Origin of the sequence: Oxobacter pfennigii (assembly GCF_001317355.1) — a bacterium.
GTDB lineage: Bacteria > Bacillota > Clostridia > Clostridiales > Oxobacteraceae > Oxobacter > Oxobacter pfennigii.
Genome location: NZ_LKET01000016.1, coordinates 140964 through 160530, shown reverse-complemented (window position 1 = coordinate 160530; position 19567 = coordinate 140964). Strand labels below are relative to the sequence as shown.

The 19567-nt window shown below is 39.5% G+C and carries 18 protein-coding genes; 11 read left to right on the top strand and 7 right to left on the bottom strand.

Features of this window, described 5'->3' with window-relative positions; translation table 11 throughout:
* Nucleotides 1–354 (top strand): stage V sporulation protein AE, encoded by a 354-nt coding sequence (gene spoVAE, locus OXPF_RS02375; protein WP_054873608.1) that lies wholly within the window; start codon nt 1–3, stop codon nt 352–354.
* A 93-nt stretch (nt 355–447) separates the two neighbouring features.
* The gene (locus tag OXPF_RS02370; protein ID WP_054873607.1) at nt 448–654 is read left to right on the top strand and encodes a DUF1657 domain-containing protein; all 207 of its coding nucleotides are present in this window, start codon (nt 448–450) and stop codon (nt 652–654) included.
* Nucleotides 655–1015: 361 nt separating this feature from the next.
* Here OXPF_RS02370 and OXPF_RS02365 read toward each other — a convergent pair whose 3' ends face one another.
* The 5 genes from OXPF_RS02365 to OXPF_RS02345 all read right to left on the bottom strand — a co-directional run bounded on the left by OXPF_RS02365 (nt 1016) and on the right by OXPF_RS02345 (nt 7589).
* Nucleotides 1016–3373, bottom strand: coding sequence for a PEP/pyruvate-binding domain-containing protein (locus OXPF_RS02365; RefSeq protein WP_054873606.1), 2358 nt, complete (start codon nt 3371–3373; stop codon nt 1016–1018).
* Nucleotides 3370–3999 (bottom strand): TetR/AcrR family transcriptional regulator, encoded by a 630-nt coding sequence (locus OXPF_RS02360; protein ID WP_054873605.1) that lies wholly within the window; start codon nt 3997–3999, stop codon nt 3370–3372. The genes OXPF_RS02365 and OXPF_RS02360 overlap by 4 nt, the downstream gene beginning before the upstream one ends.
* Nucleotides 4000–4248: 249 nt before the next feature.
* Nucleotides 4249–5025, bottom strand: coding sequence for an AraC family transcriptional regulator (locus OXPF_RS02355; RefSeq protein WP_054873604.1), 777 nt, complete (start codon nt 5023–5025; stop codon nt 4249–4251).
* A gap of 6 nt (nt 5026–5031) precedes the next feature.
* Complete coding sequence (locus tag OXPF_RS02350) at nt 5032–5628, bottom strand: LysE family translocator (RefSeq protein ID WP_054873603.1); 597 nt, start codon at nt 5626–5628, stop codon at nt 5032–5034.
* Between the two features lie 248 nt (nt 5629–5876).
* Entirely contained in the window at nt 5877–7589 is a 1713-nt protein-coding gene (locus OXPF_RS02345; RefSeq protein WP_083479656.1) for a collagen-like domain-containing protein, read from the bottom strand.
* A 262-nt stretch (nt 7590–7851) separates the two neighbouring features.
* Here OXPF_RS02345 and OXPF_RS02340 point away from each other — a divergent pair, with 262 nt between their 5' ends.
* A complete protein-coding gene (locus OXPF_RS02340; RefSeq protein ID WP_083479655.1) occupies nt 7852–8625 on the top strand; it encodes an alkaline phosphatase in 774 nt (257 codons plus the stop codon).
* Nucleotides 8626–8861: 236 nt separating this feature from the next.
* Nucleotides 8862–9029 carry a hypothetical protein gene (locus OXPF_RS22265; protein WP_160317126.1) on the top strand — a complete coding sequence of 56 codons (168 nt, stop codon included), beginning with the start codon at nt 8862–8864 and terminating at the stop codon, nt 9027–9029.
* 42 nt (nt 9030–9071) lie between these two features.
* Here OXPF_RS22265 and OXPF_RS02335 read toward each other — a convergent pair whose 3' ends face one another.
* On the bottom strand, nt 9072–10904 hold the full coding sequence (locus tag OXPF_RS02335) for a UbiD family decarboxylase (RefSeq protein WP_054873601.1): 1833 nt from the start codon (nt 10902–10904) through the stop codon (nt 9072–9074).
* Nucleotides 10905–11032: 128 nt separating this feature from the next.
* Complete coding sequence (locus OXPF_RS02330; RefSeq protein WP_054873600.1) at nt 11033–11353, bottom strand: hypothetical protein; 321 nt, start codon at nt 11351–11353, stop codon at nt 11033–11035.
* A gap of 257 nt (nt 11354–11610) precedes the next feature.
* Between OXPF_RS02330 and OXPF_RS02325 the strand changes: the two genes are divergently transcribed.
* From OXPF_RS02325 to OXPF_RS02295, 7 genes are all read left to right on the top strand, one after another.
* Nucleotides 11611–12642: a rod shape-determining protein gene (locus OXPF_RS02325; RefSeq protein WP_054873599.1), complete on the top strand. Its 1032-nt coding sequence runs from the start codon at nt 11611–11613 to the stop codon at nt 12640–12642.
* Nucleotides 12643–13108: 466 nt separating this feature from the next.
* On the top strand, nt 13109–14827 hold the full coding sequence (locus tag OXPF_RS02320; protein WP_054873598.1) for a flavin monoamine oxidase family protein: 1719 nt from the start codon (nt 13109–13111) through the stop codon (nt 14825–14827).
* 195 nt (nt 14828–15022) lie between these two features.
* Complete coding sequence (locus tag OXPF_RS02315; RefSeq protein WP_054873597.1) at nt 15023–15340, top strand: hypothetical protein; 318 nt, start codon at nt 15023–15025, stop codon at nt 15338–15340.
* A gap of 33 nt (nt 15341–15373) precedes the next feature.
* Nucleotides 15374–15799 (top strand): hypothetical protein, encoded by a 426-nt coding sequence (locus OXPF_RS02310; protein ID WP_054873596.1) that lies wholly within the window; start codon nt 15374–15376, stop codon nt 15797–15799.
* A gap of 260 nt (nt 15800–16059) precedes the next feature.
* Nucleotides 16060–16770 (top strand): response regulator transcription factor, encoded by a 711-nt coding sequence (locus tag OXPF_RS02305; protein ID WP_054873595.1) that lies wholly within the window; start codon nt 16060–16062, stop codon nt 16768–16770.
* Nucleotides 16767–18338, top strand: coding sequence for a sensor histidine kinase (locus tag OXPF_RS02300; RefSeq protein ID WP_054873594.1), 1572 nt, complete (start codon nt 16767–16769; stop codon nt 18336–18338). Before OXPF_RS02305 ends, OXPF_RS02300 begins: the two co-directional genes overlap by 4 nt.
* 154 nt (nt 18339–18492) lie before the next feature.
* Nucleotides 18493–19533, top strand: coding sequence for a rod shape-determining protein (locus tag OXPF_RS02295; protein ID WP_054873593.1), 1041 nt, complete (start codon nt 18493–18495; stop codon nt 19531–19533).
* Nucleotides 19534–19567: the final 34 nt, after the last annotated feature.

Below are 19567 nucleotides of genomic sequence, written 5' to 3'. Positions count from 1 at the left end.
TTGGAGAAGTTTATATGGGCTTTTGTTGTGGGAGGCGCAATATGTGTTATAGGCCAGCTTATGCTGGATGTGCTTAAGCTTACCCCTGCGCATGTTACGGTTACTCTGGTAGTTACAGGTGCCATCCTAGGAGGACTTGGATGGTATGAACCCTTGATTAAATTTGCAGGAGCAGGAGCATCTGTACCTATTAGCAGCTTTGGAAACTCCATAGTAAAAGGAGCATTAAAGGAGGCTAAAGGGTCGGGCATAATTGGAGTTCTTACCGGAATCTTCGATATTACAAGCGCAGGTATTTCCGCAGCCATAATATTTGCATTTATTGCATCATTAATTTTTAAGCCAAAAGGATAGAAAAATACATGGGACATATCTTCGCCTACTTCATATTTCATTGCTTTAAAAAAGAAGATGTGTCCCTAACATTAGTTTGAAGGAGGTGATAACATGACTGTAGCAACTCAATTGCAGCAGGTAATAGCCAGCGTCGAAAGCGCCGCCTCAAGCATGAAGACTTTTGCTCTGGAAACTCAGGATAAACAGGCTAAGCAAACCTTCCAGCAGCTCGCTCAGACTTTTGACGGTGCAGTGCAGACACTAAAGGGAAGGCAGCAGTATATAGAGCAGCAAGAACCACAATACAAGCAGCAGTAATTTTGCAAATAATAGCTGGAAAGTAATTGACTTTTCAGCTTTTATATTTATTTAAATAAAATACCACGAAATTCAAAAATCTGTTATAATCTGAATAAATTCACCCGAATGTTAAATAGCAGAACACGGATATTCCCAATTTTTCTTGTTTTCAAAGTATGTCCCTTTTCCTTTACCTGTAATGCTATAATACCTTCTTTGTCCGCCCTGAATCTCATCACCACAATATGAAAAATACATTGTAACTATTACTATTTTATGAAGCGTCAAATACCTATGGCAAATAAAAAACCAGCAGGTCAATTTTTAACCTGGTTTATTATCATTATTTAAAAGTTATACAGCCGCTTTTTTATAGACATTATTTTAGTATATGCACAACTCCCTGCCCGCCGTCAACCAGAACTTTATCCCCAGTTTTAAGTCTTATTGTGGCATTTCCGCATCCCACGACAGCTGGAACGCCAAGCTCTCGAGCCACAATAGCAGCATGTGACAAAGGTGCACCTACATCAGTTATTACCGCTGCAACCTTAGGGAAAATGGGAGTCCAGCCTACATTAGTGGTTGTGGCAACCAAAATTTCTCCCGGCTGAATTTTTTCTCCTTCTTCCGGGGTTAACAGGATGCGTACTGTTCCTTCTACTCTGCCAGCTGCTCCTGCAAAACCCTTCAGAGTCTCAGAATAAGATGCGATCGCAATTGGCACGGTTGAATTATAGAAGTCCATTCTTTTATTGGTATCCTTCACCCATTCGAAAGGGTTGAATCGCCCTCGAATAACTGATGGAAACGGCGGCAGAGTTTTATATCTTTCATGGTTTTCTTTTCTTGCCGGAATATACTTTATTTTCGCATCCCTATCAGACAGGAGATCTTCTACTTCATTCATGTAGAGGAAAAAAACATCATCGCCTATTCCTGTAATTTCACCAGTCTTTAATGCAAAGGCACGAATAACTCTGAATACCCTTACAAACTCCGAGCGGGCCGCTTCTCTGACACGAGCCCCATTCGACGCTTTTGCTATTTGCTTCTCAAGCCATTTTACTTTGTTAGGAAAACGTTTCTGAAATTTCTTCCATGCAGCCTCATATTGAGTATGCTGCTTCTGTAAAAGTCCTTCTACATCGATATTCGACTCTTTAAATTCTTCAATCTGTCTTTCCAGCCAGTTTACATTTTCAGAGGGGTCCGGTATGGATAGCTCAAACTCATGGGGACCTCTATGACCATTTTGCTTAAAATATTCCTCACGGCTCATTTCTCCTTTGATAATCTTGGAGATACCTACGACCGGTCCAAGGCTTGCCAACTCTGAGTTTCCCCTGAGGTTGGACAAAAGGGTATTCGCATCTTCGGTCCCCACCAGCTTTGTAAGTTTCTTTCCCAATGCCAAAGCAATTACGGCGTTGCTCCCGCTGACTATTAACCCCCACCATGCCTTGGTATTATAGGGTTTAAGCTCATGCTTCCATAAGGCAATCAGCTCTTCCTTGGTATTTACTTTTTTAATCTTTTCTATTGTCATTCCGCACCAATTCGGTGTTCTTTCTATGTGCTGAGACATTTCTTTTGAAATTTCCCTATACTTTTTAAAGTAATACTTGATTCCCAGTACCATAGCTTTTATTACATTCATTCTGGTAAATGGATAGACTGGAATAGTTAAACCCTCCGGTATTTGACCAAAAACTTCACCAAGGATTTTTAAACCTAATTTTGAATTTCCATATAATGCGGTAATAGCTGATAACCTTTGACTGATATTTGAATATATCCTTCCGCATATGTTGCCAGACCATAGATAATACCCCGGGACAAAACCGGATTCTATATCCAGAGTCCTGACTATACTCCAGGTAAGTGGTGTGACAACATCTGGGATTGCTTCTCCCACATTGGTATTTACCCAAAGAGCATCCCCTGCCAAGCTTTCGTTTATTTGATAGGTATCCAAATTACCTATTGTTAAAGTAGTTATAGGTCTTGCCTGTAAAATGTATAATTTCCCTCTTGCCACAGCCCATTCAATATCCTGGGGATTTCCTAATTCCTTCTCAAGCCTTGCCGCATATTTATAGAGGTTGCTGGCATACTTCTTAAACTCATCAGGACCGTCATATTTTCCCTTCGGCCTATTTAATTTGAAGTCATGTGCATTTACTTCTCCGGAAACAAGCTGTTCTCCCAACCCATGTATATAATTACCTATCATGTTTGCAAAACTGCCTGTTATAGGGTCAGCGGTAAATAATACCCCTGAAATTTCAGAAGGCACCATCAACTGCACAACTACGGCAATTTGATGAGATTGCTCAATACCTTGAACAGAGCTGTATACCTTTACCCTCTTTGACTGTCTTGATCTGAAAACTGTATAGATGGCTTCCATAACCTTTTCATCTGTCTCTACATTGAGTACGGTCTCAAATTCACCTGCAAAAGAGGCTTGAGTTGAATCTTCGCTTAAAGCAGATGACCGCACTGCAAACAGCGCCCCTTTATTGCCCTTTCTGATTGTGTTAAGGAAAATAAGTATCTCGTCCCAAGCTTCTTTATTCAGCTTTTCTTCCTCGAAAGCTGATGGCAAAACAACAAAACCTTCCGGTACCGGATATCCGCTCTGAAACATTTTGGCCAGCATACTGCCTTTCCCGCCTGCAAAAGCCTGGAATTCAGGAGTCAAATCCTTAAATCTTTTTACTATATTTGTCATGAAAGTTCCTCCTTTTGCTTTTCAATTCCAAATCGAATCATAGAAAGAAAATTTTTCCTTTCTTCAAGAAAATTTCGAAGATACGCTTCTTCCAAGTCATGGTTATTATCTAATTCTAATAAAAACTTGTCATCAAAATAATCCAGTGTGAGCATAACCAGTCTGAAAGCCTGCTCACGGTCCACGCCTTTTCTAAGTGGGACCTTTTTAAATAATCGTTTCCATTCTTTTTCATTATTTGCAAGAAGCACTCCATACTTATCTTGAATCTCCATTTTAAGTTCATCCGGCGTCGCATAAAAAGCTTCTTGCATAATTCTCATCAGGCCGGAATTTTTTTTGTAATAATGGAATTTGATGACGCTGAATTTTTCTTTTGCCTCAAAAAAATCCTGATGTTCCAACAGTGTATCAAAACCCATTTCAATCCTTCCTTTTTCGATGCATCTGTCCAAGACACTGAGATACAATTCTTTCTTGCTCTTAAAATGGTGAAAGATTAGTGCCTTGGATATGCCAGCCGCCTCCGCCAGCATCGTGGTCGAGGTATTAACATATCCATGACGGGAAAACACATCAAAGCAAGCGTCTAAGATTTTTTCTTTATCATAAAGCTGTAAAGGCATGAGTTTTACCTCCTTATTGTTATATTGACCAGCGGTTAGCATGATAATAACATTTTAGTGACCAGTGGTCAATATATTTTTTATTTTTATATATACTTTGAACAGATTATCTATATAATTTAAATACTTTTAGAATTTAACCGAAACAAAAAAAGGTTGAGCCATTTAAAGCTAACCGGCTCAACTTCTTGCAAAAATTTATTTTATTATTCATTCCAAATATATAGATATAAAAATCATGTTAACGCTTCATCTAATGTCTGACATATATTCAAATGCTGTTATACCATATATGCTTTTAAAATGCCTGTTTAAATGGGTTAAATCTACAAATCCGCATTCGGTCACTGCAAAATATATGTCTTTGTTTTTTTCTATTAATTGCTTGGCATGTTCAACTTTACAGTTTAAAAAAAATTGGTATGGAGAAATCCCTGTGTTAGCTTTAAAGGCCCTGATGAACTGGAATTTTGACATATCTAATTCTCTGCAAATGTCATCAATCCTTAACACATTTCCTAAATTGAAGTATATCATTTCTTTTGCTTTTTTGATAAGAATATTATTTTTTTTAAACCATTTACTGATTTCTGTTTGAGAAAAATTATCCACAAGAGTTAAAAGTAACTCGCTGCACATAGATTCATCTTCGTCTCTGAATATGGCATTTATCAGGTTTAATATGCTTTGCTCAAGCCTGTAATTATATACGATAGGAGATGAAAACCTTACTAAATCCCTTTTTCCAAGTATCTCCAAAAACAACTTAGGGTTGATATAAGCCATTACATAATCAACACCAGACTTATCCTGCGAGCTTCCATCATGTACCTGTTCCGGATTAAAGAGCATAACCCCATCCTGATATGATGATTGTAAACTTCCATCCATGTTATACTGCTGAACGCCGCGCAATGTTACACCAAGAGCATATTCTTCATGGCAGTGCTTTTTATATTTGAAATCGGCAAAACTTGCAGATAATGCAGTAATCCCTGCCGACTTTTTATATACAAATTTCTCCATATGAATTCACCTTCTAATTATCTCAACTATTCCTGATACCTCTATCGCTGAATAAATTAATAATATCGCTAATGTTATATTAACGGGCTTTTGATATTTTTGCAAAAATTTCTTGAAAACCGTGCCGAAAAATGCCCACGTTGCAAGGGCTGAAAGGGCAATAGTTGTTATAGCTAAAACAAATATCAATAACATATGCAACGATTTATAATATGGCATAACATAGCTCGGAATAACAGTCATTGTAAATACCCAAACTTTAGGGTTTACAAATTGCATTAAAAATCCGGACATAAATGTAGCGGTTTGTTTGGTGATATCCCCTGCCACATCCATTTTGGATACTTGATACGCAAGGTAGAGCATATAAAGACTTCCTATTATCTGCATCACAATCAGAATTTTCGGCACAATCACTGCAAGTACACTGTTCAGAATAACAGAAGCAGCAAGCAGTGTACCCAAGGCAGCTGCTGCTCCCAATACATATTGAAATGCTTTATTAATCTTGAAATTATGTGCTATGGATAAGATGGCAATATTCGTAGGCCCAGGTGTAAATGTTACTATAACACAGTATATTAGAAAAGCTATAACGTTCATGAGAACCCCCCTTGATTGTATTTTTTATGAATTATACTTTTTAATTAGCATGAGGTATAGTATGATATTGCAGGATTGTTGTTAAGAAGGGATTCTACAAACATTTTATTTTAAAGACATTTGGTATATTGGCCGACATTATTTTAGATTTAAAGCTAAATGAAAAGGATACTTTATAAAAGCATCCTTTTTTATACAAGCTGAATTTCATATAAATTCTATCATCACCTGAAAATAGATTAACAGGCTTATCTCTGGTCTTCAATTGATGCATCGCTGTTATTCGCTGAAAGCTCAGTTATAGGGTCATAAGGCGGGCCGACCGGCACACTTGGCAGCAAAGCTATATCCGTCGCATTTTCCGGACTGCCCCATGAGTTTCCTGAAAAAACAAAGATTGCGCCGTCAACAACAAACCCACGAGTATTATAAACTACATTACTATATATATATCCTGTTGTATTGGGATTTAAATATGCCGACTGCCGCATTGAATAAAAAATATTATTCTCAACTATTAAATTAGTCATATTGTTTGACTGAGAAACAAAACCCCTGTTAACTATCCAGCCTGTTGACGGACCTGCCTGGGGCGGACCGAAAATTACATTGTTGCTCAGTTTATGATTCGTACCTCCCAATTGTATAAACTCAACAGCATAGGGATTATTGCTGGTAATTGTCAAACCGTCAATGGTTACACCATTTCCGACAACGGTAAAAACAATAACCGCAGCTTGGGACTGTATGACTGTATTTGGATAGCCCTTTATTGTCACTCCCGCTTTATTAACTAACATGTTGGCGGTAATGGGATACAGCCCGCCCAGTATATGGACGGTCCCTGTCGGTGATACTGCAGTCAATCCCTGCTGTATTGTTCCGAATGGATTAGCATGTGTACCGTCACCTCCTACGGCACCTGCCTGAACATATACTTCAAATGTATCAGGCAGAACTGTTCCCGTCGGACCTGTTGGCCCGGTAGCTCCCGTGGCTCCGGTAGCTCCCGTGGGGCCTGTGGCACCCGTATCGCCGGTGGCTCCCGTGGCACCAGTAGATCCTGTTGCTCCTGTATCTCCTGTGGCCCCTGTCGGTCCGGTAGGCCCTTCCGATGGACCTGTTGGGCCTGTCGGTCCGGTGGGCCCGGTAGGTCCGTCTGGTGGACCCGTTGGGCCGGTAGCTCCCGTGGCACCCGTATCACCTGTCGGGCCTGTGGCACCAGTAGATCCTGGGGCACCCGTATCGCCTGTGGCTCCCGTGGTACCAGTAGATCCTGTTGCCCCTGTTACTCCAGTGTCTCCGGTGGGTCCAGTAGATCCCATATCACCTGTCGGGCCTGTGGCTCCAGTATTACCCGTTGGACCTGTGACACCTGTAGGTCCAATAGATCCCGTATCTCCTGTTGGGCCTGTGGCTCCCGTGGCTCCAGTATTACCCGTTGGACCTGTGACTCCCGTAGGTCCAGTAGATCCCGTATCTCCTGTTGGGCCTGTGGCTCCCGTGGCTCCAGTAGGTCCCGTATCACCCGTCGGGCCTGTTGGGCCGGTACTTTCAATATCATCCTCAATCACAACGAGTACCGCCTTTACCGGAACGATTGCCGAATAATAAAATGAAGCCGAAGATGAATTTATCAAGGAAACTTCCACAGGAGCGGTATCAACATCAATAATTCCTATGCCAGTCACCTGCCCTGTCCTAATTGGAGAATCGCCTACCAAAAAATCTCCCTGGGATGAAGATAATGCAAATACAGCTCCGTTGTTTGATGCAGAAGTTTGAGTCGCAACCCACCAGTTTATTGCATATCTGCCGGCTTCATTAAATGTTATAATACCTGTCGCACTGTTATAACCCACATTTCCCTCTGAATATACGATAGTATCAAAGAGTATATTGGCTGCAGGCTCCACAATTCCGGAGGCCAGCAGCTCAAGCTGCAATGCTATATTACTCATCAAACTCCTCCAAATTTTATTTTATATCGAAAAAATCCTATATAACTGCATATATAACTTATACATTATAGTCTTTCTACATTACTTTATGTTTTTAGACACATGAATGCAACCATGAATCGATATTAATATTTATAAATCACCATTAATTGCACTCTGAAAATCGCAAAAGTATTTTCCATAAATTAACATTGGTTAATTCAAATTTTACTATCCATTAACCTTCTTAATATAATTTGTTCATATTCCCCAGCGCTCAAATATGGTAGAAATCTCAAATCAGATGTTCAATACCCCGCAACGCCCCGACGTAATTTTAGGCGGTGGAGCTCAATGGTTCTGGCCTAAATCGGTACCCGGTTCAAAACGTACGGATGAAAGAGACTTGATAGGCGACTTTGAAAAAGAAGGATACGAATTTGTAGGAAACGCACAGGAATTAAAAAATGTGGACACTTCCAAAACCAATCAGTTATTAGGGCTTTTCCATAACACCACCATAAACGTTTATATAGATAAAGCTATTGAAAAAAGCCCGGATGTATTAAAGAATTATCCCGATCAACCCATGCTGTGGGATATGACCAAGAAATCCCTCGATATATTAAGTAAAAACGAAAACAGCTTCTTCCTCATGGTTGAAGGAGCTTCCATTGATAAACAGGAACATGTAATGGATTGTGAACGTGCAGTATGGGAGATTAATAGCGGCAAAGACGCTCAGGCTGCCTTTCCCGGGGCAGTAATGGCAAATATATTTGATATGCTTGGACAAAGTGAAGACGTACTGGCAGTTGTTTCATATATAGTATTGGCTATTGCAATAATTACAATAGTAATATCTCTAAGCTGGTCCATTCTTTTGCGGTCCAGAGAAAATGCAATTTTAAGGGCTATTGGGGCCGGAAGCTCGGACATATTTAAAATTGTGATTATAGAAAGCTCTATAATTATCATGATATCGGTTATTTCAGGCTTTATTTTCGGACATTTGTTATCTTTAGGAATTGCTATGTATATGCAAAACAATACATAACTTTATGCGCCTGTGACCTTTTCAGCAAAAGAACCTGTCATTATAATTACAGCAGCCCTAATTGGGATGGCGGCCTCCCTCCTTCCCGCAATTAATGCATATCGCACGGATGCTGCAAGTAATTTGATGTTAAAATAGAATTTAATTTATTTTTCTATATATGACTGATTGTTAATTTTGTGTTATAATAATTAATATATTAACAATATTATTTTAGGGAAAAGGAGAATGATATTATGGTTAATGAAAATTCACAAGCACCTTCCAATGTACCTGTTCAAAAGACACCAATTAAATACAGCAGGGAATTATTATTACATCAATTATCCATAGAATGTACAGGCAAAGTTGATTGTCCTAAATGTCTAGAAATAAAAGATAAATTAAACGCAACATCAAGATAATTTTTTTAACATGGAAAGAACCGGTATTGTCCGGTTCTTATTTTATATCTCTATTTTGGTTAAGCTGCCTTCCTTGGTAAAGAAACGCTGAATATTCCTTTCAACATTGGGGTCGGGAATTAAGTTTGGAGCATGGTGGGTCTTGGTGCGTGCATCTATGATCATGTTATCGCATGCCCAGTGCTTGTTTTCATAATAGCTGTTAACTCCGTAAATATCATGGGAGGGATTGCTTCTTGTGAATGTCTCCCAAAAGAAATTGTTAAGTTCACTGCTTAAATTCAAGCTGTCATCACACAGTATTATAACCGGGCATTGAGGAATTGGCCCTCCGTCTAAAATCTCCCTGCATAAATTATCAATCTCGGTTTGCGCTTCACTATAGCCAGTAAATTCCAACCCATCAATGGCTACTATTCCCGGCATTATCATATGTGGGTTTTTAAACTGCGATAAGTTTTGAAGCTGCTCAGGCACATCCTTACACAGCTCTCTTTTTTTATCTCCATAAGCCGCCAGCACAACCTTGCTCCCCGAATTCAATCCCATACCCGAATAATCCAGCGTATCTATTGTGGTATTGGTGTGAAAATGGACGTCACGGTGAAGATCAATACGCTCCAGTATATAAGTCAGAAACTCCACTTCATTTCGGGTATTAAGTTCCTTTTCCTCTTCAGCTGTAATAAACAAATATTTAGCAAGGCTTACATGCCCTGTGCCCAAAATTCTGTTGGCAATGGTTAGAAGCTCCGCCGGCTGCTTTATTTTCATAAAAGGTGTATATCTTTCACTTCCTATGGCAAATAATAGGGGGTGCACCCCTGCTGCATCAACGGCATGGACTTCCTTAACCCCCGGAATTTCATATTTTATGGCATGGCCGGTCAGTTCATGTACCAAATCTCCAAAGGAGGTATCCTCCTGAGGAGGGCGTCCTACGACTGTAAACGGCCAGATTGCATTTTCCTTGGCATATACCTTATGAATTTTCATTACAGGGAAATCGTGGACCAGGCTGTAATATCCTATATGATCACCGAAGGGTCCCTCAGGCTTGGTTTCATCGGGATAAATTTCACCCGTTATAACAAAATCCGCATCCAGGCTTATTAGATATCCGTCTTTATAGCAGTAGCGAAAATTTCGTCCTGATAATAAACCGGCAAAAGTCATCTCACTTAAACCCTCAGGCAGGGGCATTATGGCAGCTAAAGTATGGGCAGGGGGCCCTCCTACAAATACGCTGACCTTAAGAGTGCTCCCCATTTTCTTAGCTTTATGGTGATGAATGCCTATGCCGCGGTGAGTTTGATAATGAAGCCCGACTTCCTTGTTTATGACATAATCATTTCCTGTCATCTGAACCCTGTACATACCTAAATTGCTGTTCATTATTCCCGGTTTTTCCGGATCCTCGGAATAGACCTGAGGCAGTGTGACAAATGCCCCTCCATCTTTAGGCCAATGATGGATTAGAGGAAGGTCTGAGATTTGAATTTCCCTGAATCCGGAAAGCTTATTATTAAAACTCTTTATAGGAAGAGCCTTTGAGGCTGACAAACCAGTTCCTATATATCTGAAAGGATTTTTAAATACGCTCATAGGATTATTGCGTACTGCGATAACATCCTTAGTGGCCTCTAATGTATGTCTGAATATGAATTTGCTTCTTTCCAGGGTGCCGAATAAATTGGATACCGCCCTGTATTTTGAACCTTTTACATTTTCAAATAAAAGTGCCGGACCCTTAGCTTTATTAACCTTTAAATGTATAGCAGCCATCTCAAGGTATGGGTCTACTTTCTCATGAATCCTTATCAATTGACCGGTTTTTTCAAGGTCAATAATACATTCTTCTAAAGTACGATGCATATAAAGTCCCCGTTTCTTCATTTGATTTTGCTATATAAAATTAATGAGGCTATTTTTATAGTTTATCCTTTGCAATTAATATTCTATATCCTGTTTTTATAAAAGGTCAATAAAGAATATATAACAGATCATTCTTTTGATAAGTATATAGTAACATCCTTGCCTTTCGATAAAAAGATAATTGTTTTCTCACTTTTATAACCATCAGCTTGTGCAGTAATCAAAACCGGCATGGGAACAACGGGTTTATATAGATATGGTCCTACATCGGCTGTACCCGGCTGCCCTTCCAAAGAAATATTAGGTACCAATGTAATTTCAGGTTCTGCAATATATTCCTTTGTTATTACATCCTTAACTCCAATGGTGGCATATCTTTCATCTCTTATGCTGTAAAATATACCGAAGACAAGCAATAAGAGCAGCATCAGCATCATTTTTTTATTCATATGGAAACCCCCTGTCCCTTTTGTAAATAGTTCTATTATTTTATTATAATTCCTTTAATTTAGTAATGCTATTTATACACATCCAAGAAAAATTTGTCAGAAGAAAAACTCAAACTGCCGCATATTCTATCCCTTCAATACAAGCAAAGATACCGTATATAATAGATAGGAAATATACTCACAAAAACAGACAAATTCGACAAAATAACTACTACAGAAAGGAGAAATATACTTAATTCACAGAAAGGGGAAAAATAATGCTCAATTTATCAAGAGACATGGGAATAGATTTAGGTACTGCAAATACTTTGATATATGAAAAAGGCAGAGGCATAACTTTCAGAGAGCCTTCTGTCGTTGCTATAAAGAATGATTCTTCAAAACGTCCTCTGGCTGTAGGTTCCGAAGCGAAGCAGATGATTGGAAAAACCCCTGGAGATATTGTAGCCATAAGGCCTTTAAGGGCGGGTGTTATAGCTGATTTTGATGTAACACAAATAATGATGAAACACTTTATTAATAAATCCTTCAAAAGAAATTTCTTTACGAGGCCAAGGATTACTGCCTGCTATCCTTCAAGCGTGACTTCTGTGGAGATGAAAGCCATCGAGGAGGCCATATATCTGGCAGGAGCTAAAAATGTATTTCTCCTTCCGGAGCCAATGGCAGCAGCAATAGGCGCAGGTTTACCCGTCGAAGACCCTTCAGGCAGCATGATAGTAGATATTGGCGGCGGCACCACCGACGTAGCCATAATATCCTTAGGAGGGATAGTTGCAAACAAGTCCCTTCAGATTGCCGGAGATGAACTGGATTCGTCCATAGTTTCGTACATAAGAAAAGAATACAATCTTATGATAGGCGATAGGACTGCAGAACAGGTTAAAATTGAAATAGGCTCCGCCTACTGCACAGGCGATGATAAATCCATGAAAATCAAAGGCAGGGATTTAGTTACAGGCCTTCCGAAAATACTTCCGGTTACCTCGGCAGAAATCCGTGAAGCCATCAGTGAGCCTGTAAACTCCATAATAGATGCCATTAAAACCATTTTAGAACAAACTCCTCCGGAGTTAGCATCGGATATTATGGATAAAGGCATTACACTTACCGGCGGAGGAGCGCTGCTTCATGGCTTGGATATGCTTATTAGAAAAGAGACGGATTTAAAAGTTACAATTGCTGAAACCCCCTTAGACTGCGTTGCGATAGGTGCGGGAATGGTTCTTGAAAATCTGGATAAGCCGGGATATATAAATGCCCTGTCATTTTCAAAGAAAATGAAATAGATATCCTTAAAATAAATATATCTAAATAATCAAGGAGCTGTCTAACCAGCAGCATCATAAAAATGGCGTGTCGTTCTATGTTTTCCAATAAACGTTTTTCGACACGCTCTTGTAATATTTATTAATACTTTCAAAAAAATTTTAAACTCTTGCAAAAATCCGTTAATATTTCTCCGGCGCAATTGTCTTTGAAAGATCGATTCATTCAAAATAAATCCACCGCTTTACCCCTTCACTTCCCTACCACATTGCCAGCATTTATAAAAAAGCCTTCCCCATTTGTGATAGGTTGGTGACAGGAATTAATCTTGCTATACCAACAATATTAGTTTTGTATCATGCTGAATAATTATCTAAAAAAGCTAAAAACAGCATGCTTATTAAAGAATAAATATGTAAAATAGTCACATTTACCTCTTATTAGCTTATAATAATATGCAAGTATTTTTGAAGGATATTAAATGTAATGCGTACATCTCCTAAAACTCCAACCCAATTCCCCGACTTACCTCCGAAAAACCCAACCGATTCTCAAAGGCATAAGATGCTCTTAGATTCCCTTACTAAAGTTGATAGGCCTGAAGATTATGAAAACATTGTACGGCTATTAGGTCCGCCTCAAAAAATAACAAGCTATGGAAATCCTGGAGAATTTAAAGGTAAGAAGGTAGGTATAATTGGCGGTGGCCTTGCAGGAATGTCGACAGCCTTTGAACTCCGGAAGCTTGGGTATGATATTACTGTTTTTGAACCGCATACTGAAAGAATCGGAGGGAGAATATACACACATTACTTTGATAAAGATAAAAAATTATATGCTGAATTTGGGGCAGGGAGAATACCTGCCTCCCATGAAATAGTATGGCACTACATTAACCTTTTCAAATTAAATACAGAGCCTGTAATTACGTCGAACTCTAATGCCTTTATCTATGTCAAGGATGTAAGGGTCAGAACCGACCCAAAAGGTGAAAATGTACTTCATCAAATCTACCCTAAGTTTGATTTGACCATAAAGGAAGCAAATACACCATGGCCAGAGCTTTATGATCAAGTAGTTAAATATTACCTGTCAACTTTGCCGCCTGAAGTAAGAAAACAGTTTCTGATGATATTGCCAAGGTATGACTATAGATTTGAAGCTTTACAAGATATTAATACTCGCCAGGCTCTTGAGGAGTATGGATTGACCAGTGAAGCAATCAATCTAATCACAAGTGTTATGCCTGCAATAGGATCAATAATTACTAATAGTTACGAAGCAGAGCTGCATAGTGAATATACTGTAGACTATCAGAATTTATACCTAATCCCCGGTGGGATGGTTAATCTTCCACTTGCATTTTATAAATCCCTGACTTCACCAAATCCTGTAGAATACCACGATATACCACAGAATGCTCTCGGGAAAGTTACCTGGAAGGGTGGATTTGTTGTAAACGGGATTTTGAAATCACATGTAGATGGAAAAGTCACTTTACGTTATAGAAATGTATATGCTACCGATGATTTTTTTGAAGACTTTAATTATGTTATCGTTGCTGTACCTTTTACAACATTAAGAGCAATGGATATTGACCCGGCTTTTAGCTCAAGGAAAATGCAGGCAATTAAAGAGGTATCTTACCGGGATGCTCAAAAGACATTTTTCCTCTGCAAGCAACGATTCTGGGAAAAGCAAGAAATTTTCGGCGGCTCGTCTTATACTGATGAAATTATTGGAACAATATCATACCCTCATGATCATGCACACTGCATACAAAATGCTGCTGATTGCTCTTCTGATGAACCTGGTGTCCTTATGGCTTCATACACTATAGGCGGAGATGCTTCTGCACTGGGTAACTTAGTTTCACCAGGACAATATCTAACTATAAGAAGCAAAGTAGAAAAAGTCCATGGACTTCCAAGATGGTATTTAGATGAAAATAAGACAGTTATTGACTTTAAAACTGTTGATTGGGTTAGGGAGCCATGGTTTCATGGTGGATTTCAGATGTTCCTCCCGGGACAGAAGAGAGAATTCTTGTATGTTTCTAATATTCCCGAATATGATAACAGGGTGTTTTTTGCAGGAGAACACACTTCAACGAAGAACGGCTGGATACAGGGTGCACTGCAAAGCGGTATGGCTGCCGCCAACGATGTTGCATATTATTCTGTAATCCATAAGCATCAGAGATAAAATTGTTTAAGATTGTTCACCAAGAATATTATAAAATGTAAACATAGTACCGCTTAATATCACAAGGATGCTTATGCAAGATTCGCATGGGCATCCTTGTAACATTTATTAACACTTTCGAAAAAAAATTTTAAACTCTGGCAAAAATCGGTTAATATTTCTCCAGTACAATTATCTTTGAAAGGAGGTAAAATGATGAACAAGCATTTGCTCGTACGTTTGCTGAAGTTTTTTTTGGAGGAGAAATTAGGAGGAAAAGCAAAGCTACTGACCTTTAAAGAGGCAGGAATGCTAGCAAGTAACGATGGGTTAGTCGTTAGGTTTGACAATGAAGATGAATTTCAGATTACATTAGTTCAATCCAAAATCGGCAAGGAGGATGAACAAGGGAAAAATGAAGAGTCAAGAGATTCAAAAAATCAAAAAGGAAAAATGGACTATCCCCAAAATACAGGCAAAAAATTACTATATTATAGACAGGAAAGTGGTTCACAGCAAAAGACACATGATTAAGAATAAGATAGGTTCAGGAAAGGAGAAACAAATATGACTAAAAGCAAGAATCTTATAGTTATGCTGGCTGTTTTAATGTTGAGCGCTGTTTTATTTATCGGCTGCAGTCCTTCTGGCGGAGCAGAAACATCTCCAGATGACCAAACTGAAGGTCAAACACTTGAGGATATAACTACTGGCCAAAATGAAATTGACCAAGATGAAGCTGACCAAGATGAAACTCAGTCTGAATCTACCATCAGCGGCACGTTAAAATCAGTAGATGCTGCTTCCGGTATGATTACCATCACTACTCAAAACGGTGATGAACTGGCATTTAAAGCTACCAGTGAAAGCAAATTTTTTGTAGGTGAATCTTCATTAACCATTACTGAATTAGCCGACAAGACTGATTTAAAGGTTAATATAGAATATGATTCTGAAACGAAAGATTTGATATCCATCAGTATACAAGGCTAGAACATTGTAAATTCTCAAAATGTAAAATTAAAAATAGAGGAACTTTTCAAACTGAATATCCGACAAAATAAAGAAGTAAATATAATAAAGAGCTGGGAAGCAATTGCTTCTCAGCCTTTCTGGCTGTTTTAGAAAACTTTCCATTACTGCTTGCAATTAAAAAATGCCGGATGAACAATGGAAATTTTTAAATTTTCCTGTCTCCTGCTAATATGGTAAAATCGATATAAGGCTGTTGAGGGATACAAGGAGGTGAAGCAATGCCGTATTTAGGCAAGGTTTTGATAGTCGATGATGACCAAAATGTACTGGAACTGGTAAAGTTATACTGTGAAAGAGAAGGTTTTGAAGTCATTGCCCTAAGTGACGGTGAGCTTGTGCTGCCCACATTCGGCCGTGAAAATCCCGATGCGGTAATACTGGATATCATGCTTCCAGGTAAAGACGGGCTTACTCTGTGCCGCAGTTTAAGGGAGGTACGTATGGTCCCCATTATCATGCTTACAGCCAAGGGCGAGGAAGCCGATCGAGTTTTGGGACTGGAAATGGGAGCTGATGACTATGTTTCCAAACCCTTTAGCCCCAGAGAATTAGTAGCCAGAATCAAAGCGGTGCTTCGCCGCACTCAAACCATTGGTGAGGTGACAAGTTGGAAATTGAAATACCCCTGTTTGGAAATTCAGGCCGATACCAGAAGAGTTTTTGTTGATGGCAAAGAAACAGAAGTTACCCCCAAAGAATTCGATTTACTTTATCATCTGGCCCAAAACCCTCGACGGGTTTTCACCAGAGATGAGCTGCTGGCAACGGTCTGGGGATATGATTATTTTGGCGATCAACGTACAGTGGATGTCCATATCCGCAGGCTGAGGGCAAAGTTATCTCCCTTGTCCCACGAATATCTAGCAACCGTTTGGGGTGTAGGATACCAGTTTACACCTCCTGCACAGGGAGGAGAAAGTACGACATGAATAACTATATAAGACAATGCAATGAAAAACTCCAGTGGGTAATTCACTCTATATACAAATTCTTAGCTTTTATAAAGCATTTGCTGCAGGAGCAATTCAATAAAAATATTTATACCAGAATATTGTTTACCAATGTAACAGCCTTTGTTGCCGGCCTTATTGCTGTAACAATGTTTTCTACCTATGTGGTAAAACAGGTAGCTTATGATCAGTCCCAGCAGGACTTATTGCGCAAAGCCAAAAGAGTGAACTATGCCTTACTCCAGCAGACGGGCCAGTCGTGGGTGCCGGCACCTGACGAACAAGCAAATAATCAGGGTCAGGGGGGCCAGGAATTTTTAAAATTTCTGGCCGATACATTTGATGTTAAAATTACTATTTATAATAAAGAAGGAAACATTATAGGCACCTCGGAGGATCAGGAAGTGGTACCCGGCAGCAAGGTGGAGACAAAATTCATTGAAATACTCACTAAAGGTGAAACAATTATTACAAAGGCTCAGGATAGTGAAACAGGCCAGCCTACCTTAATCGCCTTTGTACCCATGGGTAACAACATGAGCACCATTCAAAACGGTATTTTGCTGGAAACAAAGCCTTCCAATGTGGAACTTGCCTTAAACAAAATGCGTTTATACCTTATTATCGGTGGAATGATCATACTTGTGATTTTTATTTTCATTTCTGTTCATCTGGCCATGTACATCTCAAGGCCCATTTCCCGCCTGTCTACCACCGTGTCGGAAATCAGCAGGGGCAGCGATGTTTTAAGCGTTGAGGATCAGCCACTGGATGAGATCAATATCCTTGCCGGCCAACTAAACAAACTGGCGGTAAGGCTGCAAAAGATACAGGCTGAAAGCAGCAGAATGGAAGAAGAAAGAGCCCGGCTGTTTGGTGAGATATCCCATGAATTGCGTACTCCGCTGACGTCTGTCCAGGGGTTTGTTGAGGCCATCCGCGATGGAATAGTGCAAGATGAAGCTTTAATGGAGCGATATCTGGATACCATTTATATCCAGACTCTTCATATTACCAGACTGGTAGATGACCTGCTGGCATTAAGCCGGCTGGAAAGCGGTAATATTACTGTAGAAAAGCTTCCTGTAAACCTGATAGCCCTGGCCCAAGGTGTGGTCATGTCCATGGAGGATGCGGCCAAAAGCAGAAGTACCTCCATCCTGTTTGAGAAGAAAACAGAAAACGCAGTAGTTATAGGGGATGTTGACAGGATGGAACAGATTATAAGAAATCTTCTCAAGAATGCTATCAGGGCTACGGAAAATGGCACCGTCAGAGTCGGCGTGGAAACCCGGCAAAGTGAAATTGTACTTTCCATTGAAGATGATGGTATTGGCATAGCGAGTGAGGACTTACCTCACATTTGGGACAGATTTTATAGGGTAAAGAACCAGCGCGAAAACCCCATGCAGGAAAATGGAAGCGGTCTTGGCCTGGTGATTGTAAAAAAGCTGGTTCAGTTACAAGGAGGCAGTATAGATGTTGCCAGCCAATTAGGAAAGGGTACAACCTTTAGCATAAGTTTTCCATCTTTTGACCAGAAATAATCCTGAAAAACCTGATAATACTCTTTCTGGTTCTTGACGTCTGGCATGGAAAGCAGGTTATCATGCCGGGCGTCTCAATTCTACAATCTAATAGGACAGGCTTCTTTAAGCATTGTTTAATTCTATATTATGTTAGCAAAAGGGGATGTAATAGATGTTTAATTTGTCAAGAGATATGGGGATAGATTTAGGTACCGCTAATACTTTGATATATGTTAAAGGAAAAGGTATCATATTTCGGGAGCCATCTGTCGTTGCTATAAAAGATGATTCTACGAGGCAGCCCCTTGCTGTAGGTGCTGAAGCAAAACAGATGATAGGCAAAACTCCTGGAAATATTGTAGCAATAAAGCCTTTAAAGGATGGAGTTATTGCAAATTTTGATATAACTCAAACAATGATGAAGTACTTTATCAGGAAATCCTTTAGCAAAAGTTCTTTCGTAAAGCCAAGGATTATGGCATGTTATCCTTCGAGTGTAACTCAAGTAGAAAGAAAAGCTATTGAAGAAGCAATATATCAGGCTGGTGCAAAAAATGTATATTTGTTTCCTGAACCAATGGCGGCAGCCATAGGAGCCGGGTTGCCCGTTGAAGAGCCCACAGGCAGCATGATTGTAGACATCGGTGGCGGAACCACCGATGTGGCAATAATTTCTTTAGGGGGTATAGTAACGAACAAGTCACTGCGGATTGCAGGCAATAAATTAGATCTGGACATAATTTCTTACATAAGGAAAGAATATAGCCTTATGATTGGTGAAAGAATGGCAGAACAGATTAAAATTGAAATAGGCTCGGCTTTCTCCGATGAAGTAGAAAAGACAATGGAAATTAGAGGCAGAGACCTTATTACCGGCCTTCCAAAGGTACTTACGATAACTTCAGCAGGAATCCATGAAGCCCTCAGTGAGTCTGTAAGCTCAATAGTTGATGCTATTAAGTCTACATTGGAAAAAGCCCCTCCCGAATTGTCAGCAGATATTATGGATAAAGGTATTATGCTTACCGGAGGCGGAGCTTTACTTTATGGGCTTGATAAATTAATAAGTAAAGAAACGGATTTAACGGTAAACATTGCTGATGAACCTTTAGATTGTGTTGCAATAGGGACAGGAAAAGTACTTGATAATATTGATAAAGCAGGTTATATGAGTTCCATGTCTCTATCAGGGAAAAAAAGATATATCGGTTAATACATACCTGCCTATAGGTGCTTAAAGATACTGA

What these genes read in the sequence shown, in the direction of transcription:
- OXPF_RS02370 (WP_054873607.1), top strand. Translation starts at nt 448, where the DNA reads ATGACTGTAGCAACTCAATTGCAGCAGGTAATAGCCAGCGTCGAAAGC.
- OXPF_RS02365 (WP_054873606.1), bottom strand. Translation starts at nt 3,373, where the DNA reads ATGACAAATATAGTAAAAAGATTTAAGGATTTGACTCCTGAATTCCAG.
- OXPF_RS02360 (WP_054873605.1), bottom strand. Translation starts at nt 3,999, where the DNA reads ATGCCTTTACAGCTTTATGATAAAGAAAAAATCTTAGACGCTTGCTTT.
- OXPF_RS02355 (WP_054873604.1), bottom strand. Translation starts at nt 5,025, where the DNA reads ATGGAGAAATTTGTATATAAAAAGTCGGCAGGGATTACTGCATTATCT.
- OXPF_RS02350 (WP_054873603.1), bottom strand. Translation starts at nt 5,628, where the DNA reads ATGAACGTTATAGCTTTTCTAATATACTGTGTTATAGTAACATTTACA.
- OXPF_RS02345 (WP_083479656.1), bottom strand. Translation starts at nt 7,589, where the DNA reads ATGAGTAATATAGCATTGCAGCTTGAGCTGCTGGCCTCCGGAATTGTG.
- OXPF_RS02340 (WP_083479655.1), top strand. Translation starts at nt 7,852, where the DNA reads ATGGTAGAAATCTCAAATCAGATGTTCAATACCCCGCAACGCCCCGAC.
- OXPF_RS22265 (WP_160317126.1), top strand. Translation starts at nt 8,862, where the DNA reads ATGGTTAATGAAAATTCACAAGCACCTTCCAATGTACCTGTTCAAAAG.
- OXPF_RS02335 (WP_054873601.1), bottom strand. Translation starts at nt 10,904, where the DNA reads ATGCATCGTACTTTAGAAGAATGTATTATTGACCTTGAAAAAACCGGT.
- OXPF_RS02330 (WP_054873600.1), bottom strand. Translation starts at nt 11,353, where the DNA reads ATGAATAAAAAAATGATGCTGATGCTGCTCTTATTGCTTGTCTTCGGT.
- OXPF_RS02325 (WP_054873599.1), top strand. Translation starts at nt 11,611, where the DNA reads ATGCTCAATTTATCAAGAGACATGGGAATAGATTTAGGTACTGCAAAT.
- OXPF_RS02320 (WP_054873598.1), top strand. Translation starts at nt 13,109, where the DNA reads ATGCGTACATCTCCTAAAACTCCAACCCAATTCCCCGACTTACCTCCG.
- OXPF_RS02315 (WP_054873597.1), top strand. Translation starts at nt 15,023, where the DNA reads ATGAACAAGCATTTGCTCGTACGTTTGCTGAAGTTTTTTTTGGAGGAG.
- OXPF_RS02310 (WP_054873596.1), top strand. Translation starts at nt 15,374, where the DNA reads ATGACTAAAAGCAAGAATCTTATAGTTATGCTGGCTGTTTTAATGTTG.
- OXPF_RS02305 (WP_054873595.1), top strand. Translation starts at nt 16,060, where the DNA reads ATGCCGTATTTAGGCAAGGTTTTGATAGTCGATGATGACCAAAATGTA.
- OXPF_RS02300 (WP_054873594.1), top strand. Translation starts at nt 16,767, where the DNA reads ATGAATAACTATATAAGACAATGCAATGAAAAACTCCAGTGGGTAATT.
- OXPF_RS02295 (WP_054873593.1), top strand. Translation starts at nt 18,493, where the DNA reads ATGTTTAATTTGTCAAGAGATATGGGGATAGATTTAGGTACCGCTAAT.